General features: G+C 76.5%; 14 protein-coding genes. 8 read left to right on the top strand and 6 right to left on the bottom strand.

Going from position 1 to position 16990, the window contains the following annotated elements:
• Nucleotides 1-7: 7 nt before the first annotated feature.
• From QSK52_RS15710 to QSK52_RS15695, 4 genes are all read left to right on the top strand, one after another.
• Nucleotides 8-1759, top strand: coding sequence for a cation:proton antiporter (locus QSK52_RS15710; RefSeq protein ID WP_285736669.1), 1752 nt, complete (start codon nucleotides 8-10; stop codon nucleotides 1757-1759).
• A 161-nt stretch (nucleotides 1760-1920) separates the two neighbouring features.
• Complete coding sequence (locus tag QSK52_RS15705; RefSeq protein WP_285736668.1) at nucleotides 1921-2205, top strand: hypothetical protein; 285 nt, start codon at nucleotides 1921-1923, stop codon at nucleotides 2203-2205.
• Nucleotides 2206-2477: 272 nt separating this feature from the next.
• Nucleotides 2478-2909 carry a GNAT family N-acetyltransferase gene (locus tag QSK52_RS15700; RefSeq protein ID WP_285736667.1) on the top strand — a complete coding sequence of 144 codons (432 nt, stop codon included), beginning with the start codon at nucleotides 2478-2480 and terminating at the stop codon, nucleotides 2907-2909.
• A 33-nt stretch (nucleotides 2910-2942) separates the two neighbouring features.
• A complete protein-coding gene (locus QSK52_RS15695; protein WP_285736666.1) occupies nucleotides 2943-3485 on the top strand; it encodes a GNAT family N-acetyltransferase in 543 nt (180 codons plus the stop codon).
• Nucleotides 3486-3488: 3 nt separating this feature from the next.
• On the opposite strand, the gene QSK52_RS15690 is transcribed toward QSK52_RS15695, so the two are convergent.
• From QSK52_RS15690 to QSK52_RS15670, 5 genes are all read right to left on the bottom strand, one after another.
• Nucleotides 3489-4460: a CehA/McbA family metallohydrolase gene (locus tag QSK52_RS15690; RefSeq protein ID WP_285736665.1), complete on the bottom strand. Its 972-nt coding sequence runs from the start codon at nucleotides 4458-4460 to the stop codon at nucleotides 3489-3491.
• A 56-nt stretch (nucleotides 4461-4516) separates the two neighbouring features.
• The gene (locus QSK52_RS15685) at nucleotides 4517-4987 is read right to left on the bottom strand and encodes an NUDIX hydrolase (RefSeq protein ID WP_285736664.1); all 471 of its coding nucleotides are present in this window, start codon (nucleotides 4985-4987) and stop codon (nucleotides 4517-4519) included.
• Between the two features lie 95 nt (nucleotides 4988-5082).
• Complete coding sequence (locus QSK52_RS15680; protein ID WP_285736663.1) at nucleotides 5083-7302, bottom strand: NADP-dependent isocitrate dehydrogenase; 2220 nt, start codon at nucleotides 7300-7302, stop codon at nucleotides 5083-5085.
• Between the two features lie 88 nt (nucleotides 7303-7390).
• On the bottom strand, nucleotides 7391-8860 hold the full coding sequence (locus QSK52_RS15675) for an SDR family oxidoreductase (protein WP_285736662.1): 1470 nt from the start codon (nucleotides 8858-8860) through the stop codon (nucleotides 7391-7393).
• Nucleotides 8861-9312: 452 nt separating this feature from the next.
• Nucleotides 9313-9972: a pyridoxamine 5'-phosphate oxidase family protein gene (locus QSK52_RS15670; RefSeq protein ID WP_285736661.1), complete on the bottom strand. Its 660-nt coding sequence runs from the start codon at nucleotides 9970-9972 to the stop codon at nucleotides 9313-9315.
• 283 nt (nucleotides 9973-10255) lie between these two features.
• On the opposite strand from QSK52_RS15670, the gene QSK52_RS15665 reads away from it, so the two are divergent.
• A complete protein-coding gene (locus QSK52_RS15665; protein ID WP_285736660.1) occupies nucleotides 10256-11119 on the top strand; it encodes a universal stress protein in 864 nt (287 codons plus the stop codon).
• 93 nt (nucleotides 11120-11212) lie between these two features.
• Here QSK52_RS15665 and QSK52_RS15660 read toward each other — a convergent pair whose 3' ends face one another.
• Nucleotides 11213-12916, bottom strand: a complete 1704-nt coding sequence (locus QSK52_RS15660; RefSeq protein ID WP_285736659.1) for a PP2C family protein-serine/threonine phosphatase — start codon at nucleotides 12914-12916, stop codon at nucleotides 11213-11215.
• A gap of 209 nt (nucleotides 12917-13125) precedes the next feature.
• On the opposite strand from QSK52_RS15660, the gene QSK52_RS15655 reads away from it, so the two are divergent.
• The 3 genes from QSK52_RS15655 to QSK52_RS15645 all read left to right on the top strand — a co-directional run bounded on the left by QSK52_RS15655 (nucleotide 13126) and on the right by QSK52_RS15645 (nucleotide 16660).
• The gene (locus QSK52_RS15655) at nucleotides 13126-14175 is read left to right on the top strand and encodes a TerD family protein (protein ID WP_285736658.1); all 1050 of its coding nucleotides are present in this window, start codon (nucleotides 13126-13128) and stop codon (nucleotides 14173-14175) included.
• A gap of 259 nt (nucleotides 14176-14434) precedes the next feature.
• Complete coding sequence (locus QSK52_RS15650) at nucleotides 14435-15208, top strand: glycosyltransferase family 2 protein (protein WP_285736657.1); 774 nt, start codon at nucleotides 14435-14437, stop codon at nucleotides 15206-15208.
• Between the two features lie 306 nt (nucleotides 15209-15514).
• On the top strand, nucleotides 15515-16660 hold the full coding sequence (locus QSK52_RS15645) for a LacI family DNA-binding transcriptional regulator (RefSeq protein ID WP_285736785.1): 1146 nt from the start codon (nucleotides 15515-15517) through the stop codon (nucleotides 16658-16660).
• Nucleotides 16661-16990: the final 330 nt, after the last annotated feature.

Here is a 16990-nt window from a genome sequence, read left to right as displayed (position 1 = left end):
TGGCGGGATGACCTCTGAGCAGATCCTGATCGGGTCCGGGCTGACGGTGGTGCTCGCCGTCGCCTCCCAACTGCTGGCCGCCCGGCTGCACGTCCCGGCCATCATCGTGCTGCTGCCGGTGGGCTTCGCCGCCGGGGCGGTGACCGACGACGTCCACCCGGACCAGCTGCTCGGCCCGGCCTTCTCCCCGCTGGTCTCGCTCGCCGTCGCGGTCATCCTGTACGACGCCGGGCTCGGCCTGGACCTGCGCAAGCTGACCGGCCACACCCGGCACGCGGTGGTGCGGCTGGTGTGGATCGGCACCGTGCTGACCGCCCCGGCCGCCGCGCTGGCGGCCGCGCCGCTGCTGGGCGTCTCGGGGCAGGCGGCGGCGATGCTGGGCGCGGTGCTGGTGGTGTCGGGGCCGACGGTGGTGGGGCCGCTGCTGAACTTCGTCCGCCCGACCGAGCGGGTGCAGCGGATCCTGGTGTGGGAGGGCTCGCTGATCGATCCGGTCGGCGGCATCCTCGGCGCACTGGTCTACCACGCGCTGCTGAGCGAGCAGCACCGGAAGTTCGGCTCCGGGCTGCTGGAGTTCGCCGCGAGCATGGGCCTGGGCCTGCTGGGCGGGCTGCTCGGCGCGGCGCTGCTGTGGTGGCTGCTGGTGCGCGTGCGGCTGGGCGAAGTGCTGGCCACCAGCGCCCAGTTGGCGGCGGTGGTGGGCGTCGCGGCGCTGTGCGACGCGCTGCGCGAGGACACCGGGCTGATCGCCGCGATCGTGATGGGCGTGGTGGTGGCGACGGTGCCTGCGTTCGACCTGCCCGCCCGGCGGACCTTCTTCGAGACCCTGGTGTCGCTGGTCGTCGGCGTGCTGTTCGTGTCGATCTCCTCGACCGTCACCTGGGCCTCGGTGCGGCCGGTGCTGCTGCCCTCGCTGGCGCTGGTCGCGGTGCTGGTGCTGGTGGTGCGGCCGGTGGTGGCGTCGCTGTCCACCGTCGGGACGGACCTCGCCGAGGGCGAACGGGCGTTCCTGGGCTGGATGGCGCCGCGCGGCATCGTCGCCGCGTCCACCGCCGCGACCTTCTCCACCGGCCTGGCCGCGGCGGGCGTCGGCGGCGCGGAGAAGATCCTCCCGGCCACCTTCCTGGTGATCGTCCTGACCGTCACCCTGTACGGCCTGACCGCCGTCCCGGTGGCCCGGCTGCTGCGGGTCACCCGCCCGGCCCGCTCGCGCCCGCTGCTGGTCGGCGGCGAGCCCTGGACGGTCGAGCTGGCCACCGTGCTGCGCTCGGCCGGGCTGGACGTGCTGCTGTGGGCCGGGCGCGACGAGCAGCGGGCCCGGATCTCCGCGGCCGGGCTCGAACTCGCCGACGGGGAGCTGCTGGCCGCCGCGAGCGGCGAGGGCGCCGAGCAGGAGGGCGTCACCGCGGTGTACCTGCTGACCGCCGAGGACGAGTTCAACGCGCTCGCGGCGGCCGTGCTGCACGACGGGTCCGAGCTGCCGGTGTTCCGGCTGCCCGCCGCCGCGCCCGGCCCCGGCGTGGTGGGCGACGCCCCCGCGGCGATGGTCCTCCCCGCCGCCCTGACCGGCCCCGAGCTGGCCCGCCGCCACGCCGCGGGCGCCCGCATCCTGCGCCGCCCCGCCGACGGCGAACTCCCGCCCGGCCACGACCTGCTGTTCACCCTCGACCGGGCCGGTCACCTACTGCCCGCGACCCTGTACGGCGAGCCCGCCCAGCCCGGGCAGGTCACCGAGCGGATCGTCCTCGGCCCGTCCTGAGCCCCCACCGCCCCGTGCGGGCGCGCCGTCGGTTCCGGCCACCGGACGCGACGGCTCCGGTCCGGACCGGACGGACCCGGACCGGAGCGGAAGCCCTCCGCCGCCGTCCGTCCGGGCCCGGTGCGCCCCCGCGCCCGGCCCCGGAACGGGATGACCATCCCGTGGACCACGACGACACCCGCACCGAACCGGGCCCCGCCGACCGGGCCCGGTGGATCGCCGACGCCCTGCACGAGCCGACCGGCCGCCGGCCCCTGCTCGAACACCTGCCCGGCGGCAGCCACCGGGTCACCCTCCGGACCGTGGCGCACCCGGACGCCGCCGTGGCGACGGCGGTGCTCCGGGTGCTCGGCGCGGCCGACCGGTTCGGGCACCGCGACAGGCGGCAGCAGGAACGCCTGTGGGCCGAGGTCGACCCGCCCTCCGCGCCACCGGCGGGGCGGTGACCCGCACCGACTGCGCGGACCGGCGGCGCTGCTCCGGCCGCTGGCCGCGGCCACCGGCTCGACGTCGACGGCGAGCCGGTGGCCGGGCCGGAAGACCCCGGCGGCGGGCGCGCCCGAGCGGCGCTCCGCGGGATCGTGCCCGTGCGGACGGCCGGGCCGCCGGGCCGGGACGACCGGTTCACCCGTCCGACACGGCGCCGTGCCGTCCCGCGTAACAGCTGCCGGGTACCGTTCCGTCTGCCGCTCCCGTCCCAGGAAGGACCGCCCGCCCGATGTCCACCACCACCGACGACCTCGCCGACTTCCTGCAGGCCCAGGGCCTCGACCCGCACGGCCTGGACGAGCCCGGCACCCTGCTGTGGACCACCCGGGACGCCAGCGGCCCGACCGCCAGCGCCGCCCTGGAGCTCGCCGGGCCGACCGCCCTGCTGCGCAGCGTCGCCGTCCGGCCGGACCAGCGCGGCAACGGCACCGCCCGCCGCCTGGTCGAGGACGTGCTGGCCGAGGCGGCCGCGGGCGGCATCCGCCGGGTCTACCTCTTCTCCACCGACGCGGGCGCGTTCTGGCAGCGCCTCGGCTTCCGCGAGGTCCCCGTCCCGGAGGCCGCCGACGCGCTGGCCGGGGCCCCGCAGGTCCGCCAGTACCTCGCGGACGGCTCGCTGGTCGACGAGGTCGCCTGGTGCCGCGACCTGGAGACCTCTTGACGACCCGTCGAACGTGCACGGTACGTTGACGGCGTGATCGACTCCTCGACCGAGCCCCTGCCCTGGCCCCCGGCCCCGATCCGGACCGCCCGGCTGCTGCTGCGCGAGCCGGAGGCCCGCGACCGGGCGGCGATCGTCGAGCTGTTCACCTCCCCGGAGGTCGGCACGTACATCGGCGGCGCCCGCCCGCGCGAGGAGTTCGAGCAGCAGTTGCCCGAGGTGCCGCGGGGCCGCCCGGGGCTGCTGGTGGTCGAGCTGGACGGGGCGATGATCGGCGTCGTCACGCTCGACCCGCACGACTCCGACCGGGTGGCGCACCTGCACCCCGGCGGCGGGGCGCGCGAGCTCGGCTACCTGTTCCTGCCGCACGCCTGGGGCCACGGCTACGCCACCGAGGCCTGCGCCGCCGCCCTGGAGTGGCTCGCCGCCGCCCGGCCCGGCACGCCCGTCGCCCTGACCACCCGGACCGCCAACGCCGCCTCGCTGCGGGTCGCCGAACGCCTCGGCTTCACCGAGGTCGCCCGCTTCGAGCAGTACGGCGCCCGGCAGTGGCTCGGCGTCCGCCTGCCGGGCTGACGCTCAGGCCAGCAGGACCGGGTTGGTGAGCGCCACCGGCCACCCGTCCGGGCGGCGCACCTCGACCCGGACGAAGGCTGTCGCCGCGGCGTCGGTGCGCCAGTGCAGCTCCGCCGCCGCGGGGGCCCGGTGCTCCTTGCCGCGTTCGGTGCGGAAGTGCACCGTGCAGCCCCCGGGGAGGCCGGAGAGCCGCACCGCCAGGTCGACCGGTCGGCCCGCGGTGGCCAGCCGCTCGCCGATCCCGGCCGTGCGCCCGGCCGCCTCGGCGGTGAACTCCAGCTGCACGGCGGCCGATCCGGCGATCCAGCTGCGCCCGGCCCGGACGGCGGCGAGGATCGCGGGGGTGCTCAACTCCTCGGCGTGCACCACGGTCTGCGGGGTGCCGAGCTGGCCGGGCAGGTGGGCGTCGCTGCTGCCGACGGCGGGCTGCCAGCGGCCGGTGCGGGCGCCCGCGCCGAGGCGGCGGCCCCACTCGGCGAGCGCGGCCTCGTTGTCGGCGTTCCACGGCAGGTCGGCGGACCACTGCCCGTTCCACACCTCGACGGCGTCGAAGGCCCCCAGCGGGTACATCAACTCCCCTCCCGGGTACGGCGCGTGGGGGTGCGCGGCGACGCACGTCCCGCCCGCCGCGCGCACCCCGCGCAGCTCCCGCTCGAAGGCCGCCTCGCCCGCCCGGTGCCGGTGGTCGACGAGTCGACCGGGGGCGAGGCCGAGCGCCAGCCAGTGGCCGGTGCCGGTGGTGACCTCCTCCCCCAGGATCACCAGCAGGTCGTCGCCGCCCACCTCGCCCCAACTCCCGGGCGCGGTGGGGGCGTCGTGCTCGGTGGTGGCGAGGAAGTCGAGCCCGGCGGCGCGGGCGGCGGCGGCCAGTTCGGCGGGGGTGAGTTCGCCGTCGGAGTGCACCGAGTGCACGTGCAGGTCGCCGCGGTACCAGCCGGGGCCGCGCCCGGGCAGCCGGGTCGGTGGATAGTCCATGATCGCCTCCTGGACGTTCCAACGGCCGTGCGCCGGAAGGGAGTTCCGGCAGGGCGTCAGCTCAGGGCGAACCAGGGCGAGGGGCGGTCCTCGAGCGCCTTCTCCAGCAGCATGGCGTCGCCCCGGCCCAGCGGCGGGAGGTCGTCCAGCGGGAACCAGGCGACCGCGAGCGACTCCTCGTCGTTGACCACGGCTTCGCCGGACAGCGGGCGGCAGCGGAAGGCGACGTCCAGGTACTGCACCTGGTCGCCGTTGGTGCAGGCGAAGGCGGGCAGGGTGTGGACGCTGGTGATCCGCTCGGGCAGGACGGTGACGCCGGTCTCCTCCCGCACCTCCCGGACCACGGTGTCGGCGGGCTGCTCGCCGGGCTCCACGATCCCGTGCAGCAGGGCCCAACGGCCGTTGTCGGAGCGGCGGTTGAGCAGGATGCGGCCGTCCTCGACCACCACGGCGGTGACGCCGGACAGCCACAGCGGGTCGTGGCCGATGTGTTCGCGCAGGTCCAGGATGAATTGCGGCGTGGGCATACCGTGCACTGTAGTGCGCACCCGCCCGTTCCCGGCGCAACCGCGGCCGCCCCCCGGAAGGGGCGGCCGCGGCGGCGTCGGGCGGTGACGGGGCGTCAGGCCAGCGAGGCGAGCGCGTCGTTGAGGGTCTTCGACGGGCGCATCACGGCGGCGGCCTTGGCCGGGTCGGGCTGGTAGTAGCCGCCGAGGTCGGCGGGCTGGCCCTGGACGGCGATCAGCTCGTCGACGATGGTCTGCTCCTGCTCGGCCAGGGTCGCGGCGAGCGGGGCGAACGCGGCGGCGAGGGCGGCGTCCTCGGTCTGGGCGGCCAGTTCCTGGGCCCAGTAGAGGGCCAGGTAGAAGTGGCTGCCGCGGTTGTCGATGCCGCCGAGGCGGCGCGAGGGCGACTTGTCCTCGTTGAGGAAGGTGCCGGTGGCGCGGTCCAGGGTGTCGGCGAGGACCTTGGCGCGGGCGTTGCCGGTGGTGGTGGCCAGGTGCTCGAAGGAGGCGGCCAGCGCGAAGAACTCGCCGAGGGAGTCCCAGCGCAGGTAGTTCTCCTTGACGAGCTGCTGGACGTGCTTGGGGGCGGAGCCGCCCGCGCCGGTCTCGAACAGGCCGCCGCCCGCCATCAGCGGGACGACCGACAGCATCTTGGCGCTGGTGCCCAGCTCCAGGATCGGGAACAGGTCGGTCAGGTAGTCGCGCAGCACGTTGCCGGTGACGGAGATGGTGTTCTCGCCGCGGCGGATGCGCTCCAGGGAGAGCTTGGTGGCCTCGACCGGGGAGAGGATCTGGATGTCCAGGCCCTCGGTGTCGTGCTCGGGCAGGTACGTCTTGACCTTCTCGATCAGGACGGCGTCGTGGGCGCGGGTCTCGTCCAGCCAGAAGACGGCCGGGTCGCCGGTGGCGCGGGCGCGGGTGACGGCGAGCTTGACCCAGTCCTGGATCGGCAGGTCCTTGGTCTGGCAGGCGCGGAAGACGTCGCCGGGGGCGACGGCCTGCTCCAGGACGGTCTCTCCGTTGGCGTCGACCAGGCGGACGGTGCCCGCGGCGGCGATCTCGAAGGTCTTGTCGTGGCTGCCGTACTCCTCGGCGGCCTGGGCCATCAGGCCGACGTTCGGGACGGAGCCGATGGTGGCCGGGTCGAGGGCGCCGTTGGCGCGGCAGTCGTCGATGGTGGCCTGGTAGACGCCCGCGTAGGAGCTGTCCGGCAGGACGGCGAGGGTGTCGGCCTCCTGGCCGTCCGGGCCCCACATGTGGCCGGAGGTGCGGATCATGGCCGGCATCGAGGCGTCGACGATGACGTCGCTGGGGACGTGCAGGTTGGTGATGCCCTTGTCGGAGTCGACCATGGCCAGGGCCGGGCCGTCGGCGAGCTCGGCGTCGAAGGACGCCTTGATCTCGGCGCCGTTGGGGAGCTTGTCCAGGCCGGCCAGGATGCCGCCGAGGCCGTTGTTCGGGTTGAGACCGGCGGCGGCCAGGTCGGCGCCGAACGCGGCGAAGGTCTTCGGGAAGAAGGCGCGCACGACGTGGCCGAACAGGATCGGGTCGGAGACCTTCATCATGGTGGCCTTGAGGTGCACCGAGAACAGCACGCCCTCGGCCTTGGCGCGGGCGACCTGCGCGGCCAGGAACTCGTTCAGGGCGGCGGCGCGCATCACGGAGGCGTCGACGACCTCGCCGGCCAGCACCGGGACCTTCTCGCGCAGCACGGTGACGGTGCCGTCCTCGGCGACCAGCTCGATGCGCAGCGTGCCGTCCTCGGCGATGACGGTGGACTTCTCGGTGGAGCGGAAGTCGTTCGCGCCCATGGTGGCGACGTTGGTCTTGGAGTCGGCCGACCAGGCGCCCATCCGGTGCGGGTGGGTCTTGGCGTAGTTCTTGACCGACAGCGGGGCGCGGCGGTCGGAGTTGCCCTCGCGCAGCACCGGGTTGACGGCGGAGCCCTTGACCTTGTCGTAGCGGGCGCGGACGTCGCGCTCCTCGTCGGTCTGCGGGTCGTCCGGGTAGTCCGGGAGGGCGTAGCCCTGGGCCTGCAGCTCGGCGATGGCGGCCTTGAGCTGCGGGATGGAGGCCGAGATGTTCGGCAGCTTGATGATGTTGGCGCCGGGGGTCTTGGCGAGCTCGCCGAGCTCGGCGAGGGCGTCCGCGATGCGCTGGTCCTCCTGGAGGTACTCCGGGAAGACGGCGATGATCCGACCGGCCAGCGAGATGTCGCGGGTCTCCACGCTCACGCCGGCGGTGGCGGCGTACGCCTGGACGACCGGCAGGAACGAGTACGTGGCGAGGGCGGGGGCCTCGTCCGTGTGGGTGTAGATGATGGTCGAGTCAGTCACCGTAGCTCCAGCTTCCACGTCTGCAACGTCTTGACGTCAAGATATCTCGTCGCGGGGGGATCTCCGCAACCAACCCCCCGGAGGACGGTCAGCCGGACTCCGCGCGGGCGGCGATGTTGCGGGCCATGCCGCCGAAGACCACGGCGTGGAACGGGGCGACCGACCACCAGTAGGCCTGCCCGGCCAGGCCGTGCGGGTGGAACAGGGCGCGCTGGCGGTAGCGGGCGCCGTCCCCGTCGGGGGTGACGGTGAGTTCCAGCCAGGCCAGGCCGGGCAGCCGCATCTCGGCGCGCAGGCGCAGCAGCCGTCCGGGTTCGATCTCCTCGACCCGCCAGAAGTCGAGCGAGTCGCCGACCCGCAGCCGTCCGGGCGAGCGCCGTCCGCGGCGCAGCCCGACGCCGCCGGCCAGCCGGTCGAGCGCGCCGCGCACCGCCCAGGCGAGCGGGAAGGAGTACCAGCCGTGCTCGCCGCCGATGCCCTCGACCACCCGCCACAGCGCCTCGGGCGGCGCGGCCACCTGCCGCTCGCGGACGTCCTGGTAGAGGCTGCCGCCCGCCCAGCCGGGGTCGGTGGGCAGCGGGTCGCTGGGGGCGCCGGGCAGCGAGGCGGAGGACCAGCGGGTGTCCACCTCGTCGTCGCGGATGCGGCGCAGCGCGAGTTCGACGGCGCGGTCGAAGCCGATCGGGCCGCCGGGCGGGTCGGGGATCCAGCGGTCCAGGTCCCGTTCGGAGCGGACCACCTCGTGCCGCAGCGACTCGACCAGCGGGCGGGCCAGGCCGCCGGGGACGGGGGTGACCAGGCCGACCCAGTGCGAGGACAGGCTCGGGGTGAGGACGGGCAGCGAGACGATCAGCCGCCGCCGCAGGCCCGCGATGCGGGCGTAGCGCTGCATCATCGCGCGGTAGGTGAGCACCTCGGGGCCGCCGATGTCGAAGGCCCGGTCGGTGGCCGGGTCGTCGGGCAGGTGGGCGGCGGCCAGCAGCAGGCGCAGCACGTCGCGGACGGCGATCGGCTGGATCCGGGTGTCCACCCAGCGCGGGGTGACCATCACGGGCAGGCGCTCGGTGAGGTGGCGGAGCATCTCGAAGGAGGCCGAGCCGGAGCCGATCACCACGGCGGCGCGCAGTTCGGTGACGGGTACGCCGCCCTCGCGCAGGGCGCGGCCGGTGGCGACCCGGGAGCGCAGGTGCGGGGAGAGCTGCCCCTCGGGCAGGTCGGGCGGGACGAGGCCGCCCAGGTAGACGATCCGCCGCACGCCGGCCCGGGCGGCGGCCAGGCCGAAGGCGCGGGCGGCGTCCCGGTCGGTGCGTTCGAAGTCGGGGCCGCTGCCGAGCGAGTGCACCAGGTAGTAGGCGACGTCGACGCCGTCGAAGGCCCCGTCCAGGGTGGGCGGCCGGGTCACGTCGCCGGTGGCGGTCTCCACGGCGGACCGCCACGGGTGGTCGCGCAGCCGGGCCGGGTCGCGCACCAGGCAGCGCACCTTCGCCCCGTCGGCCAGCAGTTCGGGCACCAGTCGCCCGCCGAGGTACCCGGTCGCCCCGGTCACCAGACAGCGCACGTCGCCACCTCCCGTTCGTTCCCGTCCGGCCCCCCGCCCGGTCTTCGGTGCCGCCCCCGTCGGCGGATCGTTCCTCCCAGCCTGGGCCAGTGGTGGACGGAGCGCCAAGTGACTGTGGACGCGGTGCCGATCCGGTGCGCCGGGTCGCGGCTACGGTGGACGTCGTTCAGGGAAACCCCGCGCTCCGCGGGGGGCCGGGTCCCTCCCGATGTGGCGGGGGCAGGATCCGGCGGCGGATCCCTCCCGATGTGGCGGGGGCAGGATCCGACAGCGGGTCCCTCCCGATGTGGCGGGGGCGAGGACCCGGTGGCGGGGCGCGGTGCGTGTCGCGGGCGGGCCTTCGTGCTCCGCCCGCACGAGCGGGTCGCCGGCCCGGGCAGCGCTTCCCCAGAGTTGCTGCCCGGGCCGGCCCCGCACGGTCGCCCCCCCGGCCGGTCGCTCGCGCCGGACGGTCACTCCCGGCGCGCGGTCCGGATGCTGCGTCCGGTGACGGTGGTCGGGGTCAGCCGCACCCAGCGCCCGTGCGCGGGCGGCGCGGGCAGTTCGGCCAGCAGGGCCGGTTCGGTGACGTACTCCAGCGGGCCGATCATCAGCACGCTCCAGCCCTCGCGCAGGTCCCGGTCGGCGCGGTCCACCTCGAACGCGGCGTCGCCGCCCGGGCCGGGGGCCAGCGCGCCGTCGCCGGCGGTGCGGTAGAGGACGGTGTGCTCGTGCACCAGGTAGCCGACGGGGCGCACCACGGGGCCGTCCGGGCCGGTGCGGGCGATCCGGCCGAGGCCGTGGGCCCCCAGGCGCTGCCAGCACTCGGCGACGCCGAGTTCGCCGAGGACGGGCGGCCCGGCCGGGGCGGGGCCGTCGGGGCGGGCGGCCGCGGCGCGCTCGGCGGGTCGGCCGGCCACCAGTTCCTCGTACTCCAGGCCGAGGACGGCGGCCAGCCGCAGCAGGGCGGGCGGGTCGAAGTCGGGCCCGAGTTCCAGGACGCGGCGCAGGTAGGTGGTCGACATGCCCGCCCTGGCCGCCGCCTGCGCCTCGCCGAGCCCGAGGTCGGCGAGGCGGTCGGCGAAGCGGCGGGCGATCACGGTCGTGGTCGCGGGGGCGTGTTCGGTGGTCACTCCGGTCACCTCCCGGGTCGGCGGTCCGGTCGGTCCGGGGGCGGTTCCTCCCGGTTCGTCCGGTCTCGCCTTCATGGTGCGCGACCTCGGGCCCGTTCCGGCAGGGGCCTTGGACCCTTCTCCTGCGCGCCGCGCCCGCGCTCGGGGCCGGAGCCGGGACCAACGGCCCCGGGCGCCGGGGCCGTCGGCCCTGGCGGGCCCGCGCGGGCGGGGGCAGGGTGGGCGGTGAACCCGATGCCGGGCCTCGGGGGCCCGCAGGGATCCGCACAGGGAAGGCACTGCCATGACTCGTCCCGTTCTCGCCGCCGTAGACGCGTCCGTCCGCAGCCGGGCCGCCGCGCACTGGGCCGCCCAGGAGGCCGGCCGACGGGGGGCGCCGCTGCGGCTGCTGCACGCCTGGCCGTACCTGGGCCGGAAGGCGAACGACCTGGTGAGGGCCGACGACCTGGAGGGCGGCGCCCGGTCGATGCTCGACGACGTCGCCGGGGAGCTGGCCGCCGCCTACCCCGGCCTCGACGTCTCCGGCGAGCTGGTGCCGGACGCCGCGATCGACGGGCTGACGGCCGCCGCCGAGCAGGGGGAGCTGCTGGTGATCGGCACCCGCGGGCTGGGCGGCTTCCGCGGGCTGCTGGTCGGCTCGGTCAGCCTCGGCGTGGCGGGCCGTTCGGCGACGCCGGTGGTGCTGGTCCGCGAGGGGCGGCCGGAGCCGGTCGCGCACGAGCCGGAGGTCGCGGTCGGCCTGGACGCGCTCGAACCCGACGCCGGGGTGCTGGAGTTCGCCTTCGAGGCGGCCCGGCTGCGCGGCGCCCGGGTGCGGGTGGTGCACGGCTGGGAGCTGCCGCCCGCGTACGGGTACGCCGGGTGGATCCCGGTGGAGACCGAGCAGCAGGAGCTGGGCGCGCTGGCCGCCGGGATGGTCGCCGAGGCGGTCGCCCCGTGGCGGGAGAAGTACCCGCGCACCCTGGTGCTGGAGGACGTGCGCACCGGCGGCGGCGCGGCCGCGCTGGTGGAGGCGTCCGGGCAGGCCGACCTGGTGGTGGTCGGCCGCCGTCGGCGCGCCCTGGGTCTGGGCAGCAAGCTCGGCTCGGTCGCGCACGCGGTGATCCACCACGCGCAGTCCCCGGTCGCCGTCGTCCCGCACGACTGACCTCCCCCGGTTCCGGCCGCCCCGTCCCGCCGCCTCCTCGGCGGGGCGGGGCGGTCGGTCGTCGCGGGCCCGGCCTTCGGAGCCGCTGCGGGCTCACGCCTCGAAGCGGAGGGCCAGCAGCGTGGCGTCGTCCTCGGAGAGCGGGCCGGACATCTCGCGCACCACGGCGTCCACCAGTCCCTGCAGCTCGGGGCCGGTCGCGCGGTCCGTGACGGCGTGCGTCCGGACGGCCCCGCACAGGGCCTCCAGGCGGACGTCGAGGTCCTGGTCGCGGCGCTCGACCAGGCCGTCGGTGTACAGCAGCACGGTGTCGCCGGGGCGGACGGGCGTCTCCACCGCCCGGTAGGCGGTGTCGGGCAGCACGCCGAACGGGGGGCCGGTCTCGGGCTCCAGCAGGGTGACCCGGCCCGCGCGCAGCAGCACCGGCGGGGGGTGACCCGCGCAGATCCAGCGCAGCAGGCGCCGGTCGGGGTAGTACCGGGAGACGACCGCGGTGGCGGTGGCCTCGTCGCCCTCGTCGCAGGCGATCCGGTTGAGCCAGCCGCCGAGCGACTCGACCAGCGCGCCGGTGAACGCCAGTCCGGCCAGCGCGTGCCGCAGCATCGACATCAGGGCGACCGCGTCCAGCCCGTGCCCGCGCGCGTCGCCGACCGCGAACAGCAGTGGCCCGTCCGGGAGTTGGCGGACCTTGAACCAGTCGCCGCCGACCCGCCCCTCGGCCGGGCGGTAGGCGACGGCGGTGCTGACGCCGAGGCCGGTGAGGGCGGCCGAGCGCGGCTGCAGGGCGTCCTGCAGCCGCTGGACGACGTGGTGCTCGGCGTCGGCGCGGCGGGCCTGCCGCTCGGTCTCCTCCTCCTGCTCGCGCAGCCGCCGCCTGCTCTCCCACAGCTCGGTGACGTCCTGCAGCACCACCCGCAGCCCCTCGACCGGGCCGCCGTCCTCGCGCAGCACCTCGGCGACCACCCGGACCCGGCGCGGGCGGCCGACCCCGTACAGCTCGGTCAGCACGTCGATGTCCTCGCCGGTGGACAGCAGCCGGTCGAGTTCGCGGTACAGGGCCGGGCGGGCGGTCTCGGTGACCCGGCGCAGCGCCCGGCCCGGCGGGACGCTCTCCGTCCCGGGGGCGAAGCCGAGCAGGGCGGCGAGGCCGGGCGAGACGTCGAGCCGGTCCTCGTGCAGGCTCCACTCGGCCCAGCCGACCCGGGCGATGCGCTGCGCGGCGCGGGCGATCTCCTCGGCGCGGGCCTCGGGCCATACCAGCAGCAGCCGCCGTCCCAGCCGGTGCGCGGTCAGCTGCTCGCGGCGGGTGCGGGTGCTGCCGTCGGGCCCCGTGCCGCGCCAGCTCACCGGCACCCCGCGGGCCGCGCACCCGGTGCGCAGCACCTCGGCGACGGTCTCCGCGAACACCGCGGTCCACAGGCCCGGGTACGCCTGGCGCAGCGAGACGCCGCGGCCGTCGGCGGCGTCCGGGCCCCCGGCGGCGTCCCGGTGCGCCCGGCCGAGGTGGTGCGGGCTGCGGACGGCGGCCTCGTTGACGATCACCGCGGCCAGGTCACGGACGCCGCCGCTGTCGTCGAACACCGGCTCGGCCAGCACCGCGGCCTGCGGGACGGCGTCCAGCAGGTGGTGCAGGTCGAGGTCCGGCGGCCGGGCCAGCTCCGGGTCGAGCGCGGTCTCCGGGACGAGCGGCGGCGCGGGCGGCTCGACGGGGCGGGTGCGGCGGTGCTCCCGGCGCAGCCGCTGCACGGTGCGGCGCAGGGCCTCGCCCCGATCGGCCTGCTCCGGTCGCCCGTACACGGCCGCCCTCTCCCTCCGCTCGGCGTTCCCGCCCGGCCCTCTCCCCCGGCCCTCTCCCCGGGGGTCCTCCGCCACTTTTCCGGCCGCCCGCGGCGGTGGCGACCCCGGCGGACCGGACGGGTGAGCGGCGGCCGTCCGAGCGGGAACCCACCGTCCGGACGGCCCGTTGACCACGCGGAACGATCATCGTCCGAACTGGAGGAGCAGCAATGTCGACGGCCTTGGCCAAGGGCGGGAACGTCCCGGTGATCAGGGACGGCAAGGGTCCGGCGAGCGTACTGGTCGGCCTCGGGTGGCGGGCCGCGGACGCCTACGACCTGGACGCGAACGCGCTGCTCTGCGACGACGACGGCAAGGCGCTCTCCGACCGGCACTTCGTCTTCTTCAACAACCTGACCAGCCCCGACGGCGCGGTCACCCACCTCGGCGCCCCCGGCGACGGCACCGACCGCGAACGGCTCGCCGTCGACCTGCTCGGCGTCGAGGAGGCGGTGCGGCGGATCGTGTTCGCCGTGGCGATCTACCAGGCCGACGAGCGCCGCCAGTCCTTCGGCTCGGTCGCCGGGGCGTACGTGCGCCTCACCGACCCGGCGGGCGTCGAGCTGGCCCGCTACGAGCTGGGCCCGGAGCTGGACGCGGAGACCGCGGTGGTCTTCGGCGAGCTGTACCGGCACGGCGGCGGCTGGAAGTTCCGCGCCGTCGGCCAGGGCTACCGCTCCGGCCTGGCGGGCATCGCGGCGGACTTCGGCGTCGCCGCGCTCGCCCCGACGCCCGCGGCCCCCGCTGCCGTCACGACGCCGCCGGTGGCGCCCCCGCCCCCGCCGAGCGCGCCGCCGGTCGTCGCCGCGCCCGTGCTCCCCGCACCGGCCGTGGCCGCCGTGCCGGTCGCGGCGCCCGCGCCGGCCGCCCCGGCGGGCTGCTTCTTCGACCCGGCGCACGGACCGGCGGCCGCCGAGGTCCTGTGGTCCCCGCAGTGGGGCGTAGCGCGCCCGGTCCCGTCCTGCCCGGCCTGCGCCCAGCGCGTCCGCACCACCCCGCCGCCGTACTACGTCGACCCCGTACCCGCCGCCCACCCGGTCCACCCCCACGGCTACGACGCCCACCCCCCGGAGCACCGGCACGACGGCGGCGGCCGCCGCTTCGGCACCGGCGCCATGATCGGCGCGGGCGCGGCGGGCCTGGTCGGCGGCGCGCTGCTGTACGAGGCCCTCGACGACGACACGCCGGACGTGGTCGTCAACAACTACTACGAGGACTGACCCCGGACGGCCGGGCCGGGCGCGGGCCGCAGGGCGCCGCGTGGCAGGTCGGCGACGGCACCCGTTACCGCTCCGCCCGGCTCACCCGCCGCGGGGCGGTCGGGACGGTCCGCGCGACCGGCTCGTGCGGGGCGGTGGCGGATCGCTTGGTACGGTGCAGTTCCACGTCGCGGCCGGTGACGCGGCTGCCCCCGGGCGGCGCGTGCGGCGGGCCGCGGCGGGGTCCGTGACGATTTCGATCCTGGTGAGGAACACTGCCGTGCCCCTGGTCTCCGTGGTGATGCCGGTCCACAATTCGGTTGCCACCCTGGGTGCGTCGGTGCGCTCCGTGCTCGCGCAGACGCACGCGGACGTGGAGCTGCTGGTCACCGACGACGCCTCCACCGACGGCTCCATGGAGCTGCTGCAGGAACTCGCCCGGCAGGACGGGCGGGTGCTGCCGCAGGCGGCGCCCGAGCAGGGCGGTGCGGCGCGGGCCCGCAACCTGGCGATGGCCCGGGCGCGGGGGCAGTACGTGGCGTTCCTGGACAGCGACGACATGTGGCTGGCGGAGAAGCTGGAGCGGCAGTTGGCGTTCGCCGCCGACGGTGACGCTCCGCTGACGTTCACCTCCTACTACAAGGTCGACGGCGACCACGCGGGCGAGGCGTGCGACTTCGTGCCGAACGGGCGGGTGGTCGCGGCGCGGGCGCGCGTGACGTACCGGGACATGCTGGTGCAGGACCACATCGGGGCGCTGACCGCCATGTACGACCGCGCGGCGCTGGGCACCAGGCTGATGCCGGACATGCCGAAGCGGCAGGACTACGCGCTGTGGCTGTCGATCATGCGGGACGGGCACCCGGCCCGGGGCCTGCAGGAGCCGCTGGCGATCTACCGCTCCGGCCGGGCGGGCTCGCTCTCCTCGAACAAGCTGTCGCTGGTCAAGCACAACTGGGCGCTGTACCGCCGCCACGAGCGGCTCCCGCTGCTCCGGTCGACGCTGGCCCTGGCCGGGGCGACGGTGCACTCGGTGCGGAAGGCGCGCATCTGACGCCGCGGGGCGCGCGGGACGGTCGGGGGCGGGCCGGACCGGTCGGGGCGGGCGGGGCGTCCGACGGCGGGCAGGTCGCTGACGTCGCGTCAAGTGGCGGACGCGCCAACTCCCGCCGGGCGGCGGGGTGGTGGCGATCATGGTCGGCGGGGGCGGGGTGACGCCGGGGGCGGCGCGGGCGAGATGGTCGTGTCACAAGCCTTGACGGTCCACCGACCAGGCACCTACGGTGCGGTCACCGATGGCCCCGGGCGGGTGGCCACCGGCTCCCCCCACCCCGCGCAAGGAAGGGCGACCGCGTTGCGCGTGCACCCGCTCCCCCACCCGACCACCGCCACCCGCCAGCCGGGCGGCACCCTCCCGTTCCCGACCCCCGGACCGGACGGCGCTCCGGGCGCGACGCCCGCACCGAACGCGCCGGACGCAGCGGGCGCGACGGACGCAGCGGGCGCGACGGACCGGACGTGTTCGTCGCCCGGGCCCACGCTGGCTCAGGTCGCGGCCCGGGCGGGCGTGTCGAGCGCCACCGCCTCCCGGGTGCTGAACCGGTCCGCGCCGGTGTCCGCCGAGATCGCGGCGCGCGTGGAGTGCGCGGCCCGCGAGTTGAGCTACGTCCGCCGCCGGGCGCCCGCCGCGACGGCCCGGGACACCGGGGCGATCGCCGTGGTGGCGTTCGCGGACGTGCTGCGCTTCCACGCCGACCCGTTCCCGGTGCGGCTGCTCGCGGGAGCGCAGCGGGTCGTCCCGGACCGGGAGTTGGTGGTGCTGACAGCGGGTCCGGGCCCGGCCCGGCCCTCGCTGGTGCGCTACCTGTGCGGCGGGCACGTGGACGGCGTGCTGCTGGTCGGACGGTGGGGCGACCCCGCGCTCCCGGGGCTGCTGCAGGCCGCGGGCGTGCCGGTGGTGTCGCTGGGCCGGCCGCCGCAGTCGCAGCGGCTGGCGCACGTGGACGCCGACAACCTGAGCGGCGCCCGCGCCGCCGTCCACCTGCTGCACCGGGCCGGGCGGCGGCGGATCGCCACCATCGCCGGGCCGCCGGACACCGCCGCGGGCGCCGACCGGTTGGCCGGTTACCGCCGGGCGCTGGCCGACCAGGGCGACCCGACCCGCTCCGCGGTGGCGTACGGCGACTTCGGGTCGCGCTCCGGCGAGCACGCGATGCTCCGGCTGCTCGACCAGTACCCGGACGTGGACGCGGTGTTCGCCGCCTCGGACGCGATGGCGATGGGCGCGCTGCGGGCGCTGCACCGGCTCGGGCGGCGGGTGCCGGACGACGTGGCGGTGATCGGCTTCGACGACTCCCCCGCCGCCGCGACGGCCCGGCCGGGCCTGACCACCGTCCGCCAGCCGGTCGAGGACCTGGGCGCCCGGGCGGTGGAGCTGCTCCAGGACCCGGCGCCGGGCCGTTCGGTGGTGCTGCCGACCCACCTGGTGGTGCGCCAGTCCTGCTGACGGCCCGCCCCGCCCGGACGGGCGTGTTCGGCGCCGGGGCCGCCCGGCTGTTCACCGGGCGGCGGGCACTGGTACAAGACTGTCGAACGACTGTCGAACGCGCCCGGCCGGGGTGCCGGGCCGGACCGCCGCGGAGGTCGCACGCAGGCGAAAGACCTGTCGAATATCCGTCGAACACGGGCCCGCGGAAGATCCCGACGGGGCGTCAACCCGCTGGCGCCGAAGGGGTCTCGAGGGTTCGCGCGCCGTAACTTTCACCGCGGGCGCGTCACTGACCTGCGATGTTACGGCCGCCCGAATCGGGGTCGTTGTCGGGCGGGTGGACCGGGC

The sequence above is a fragment of the Kitasatospora phosalacinea genome (assembly GCF_030268885.1).
GTDB lineage: Bacteria > Actinomycetota > Actinomycetes > Streptomycetales > Streptomycetaceae > Kitasatospora > Kitasatospora phosalacinea_C.
The sequence above is the reverse complement of the archived record's forward strand: the minus strand, read 5'-3'. Positions and strand labels throughout refer to the sequence as shown.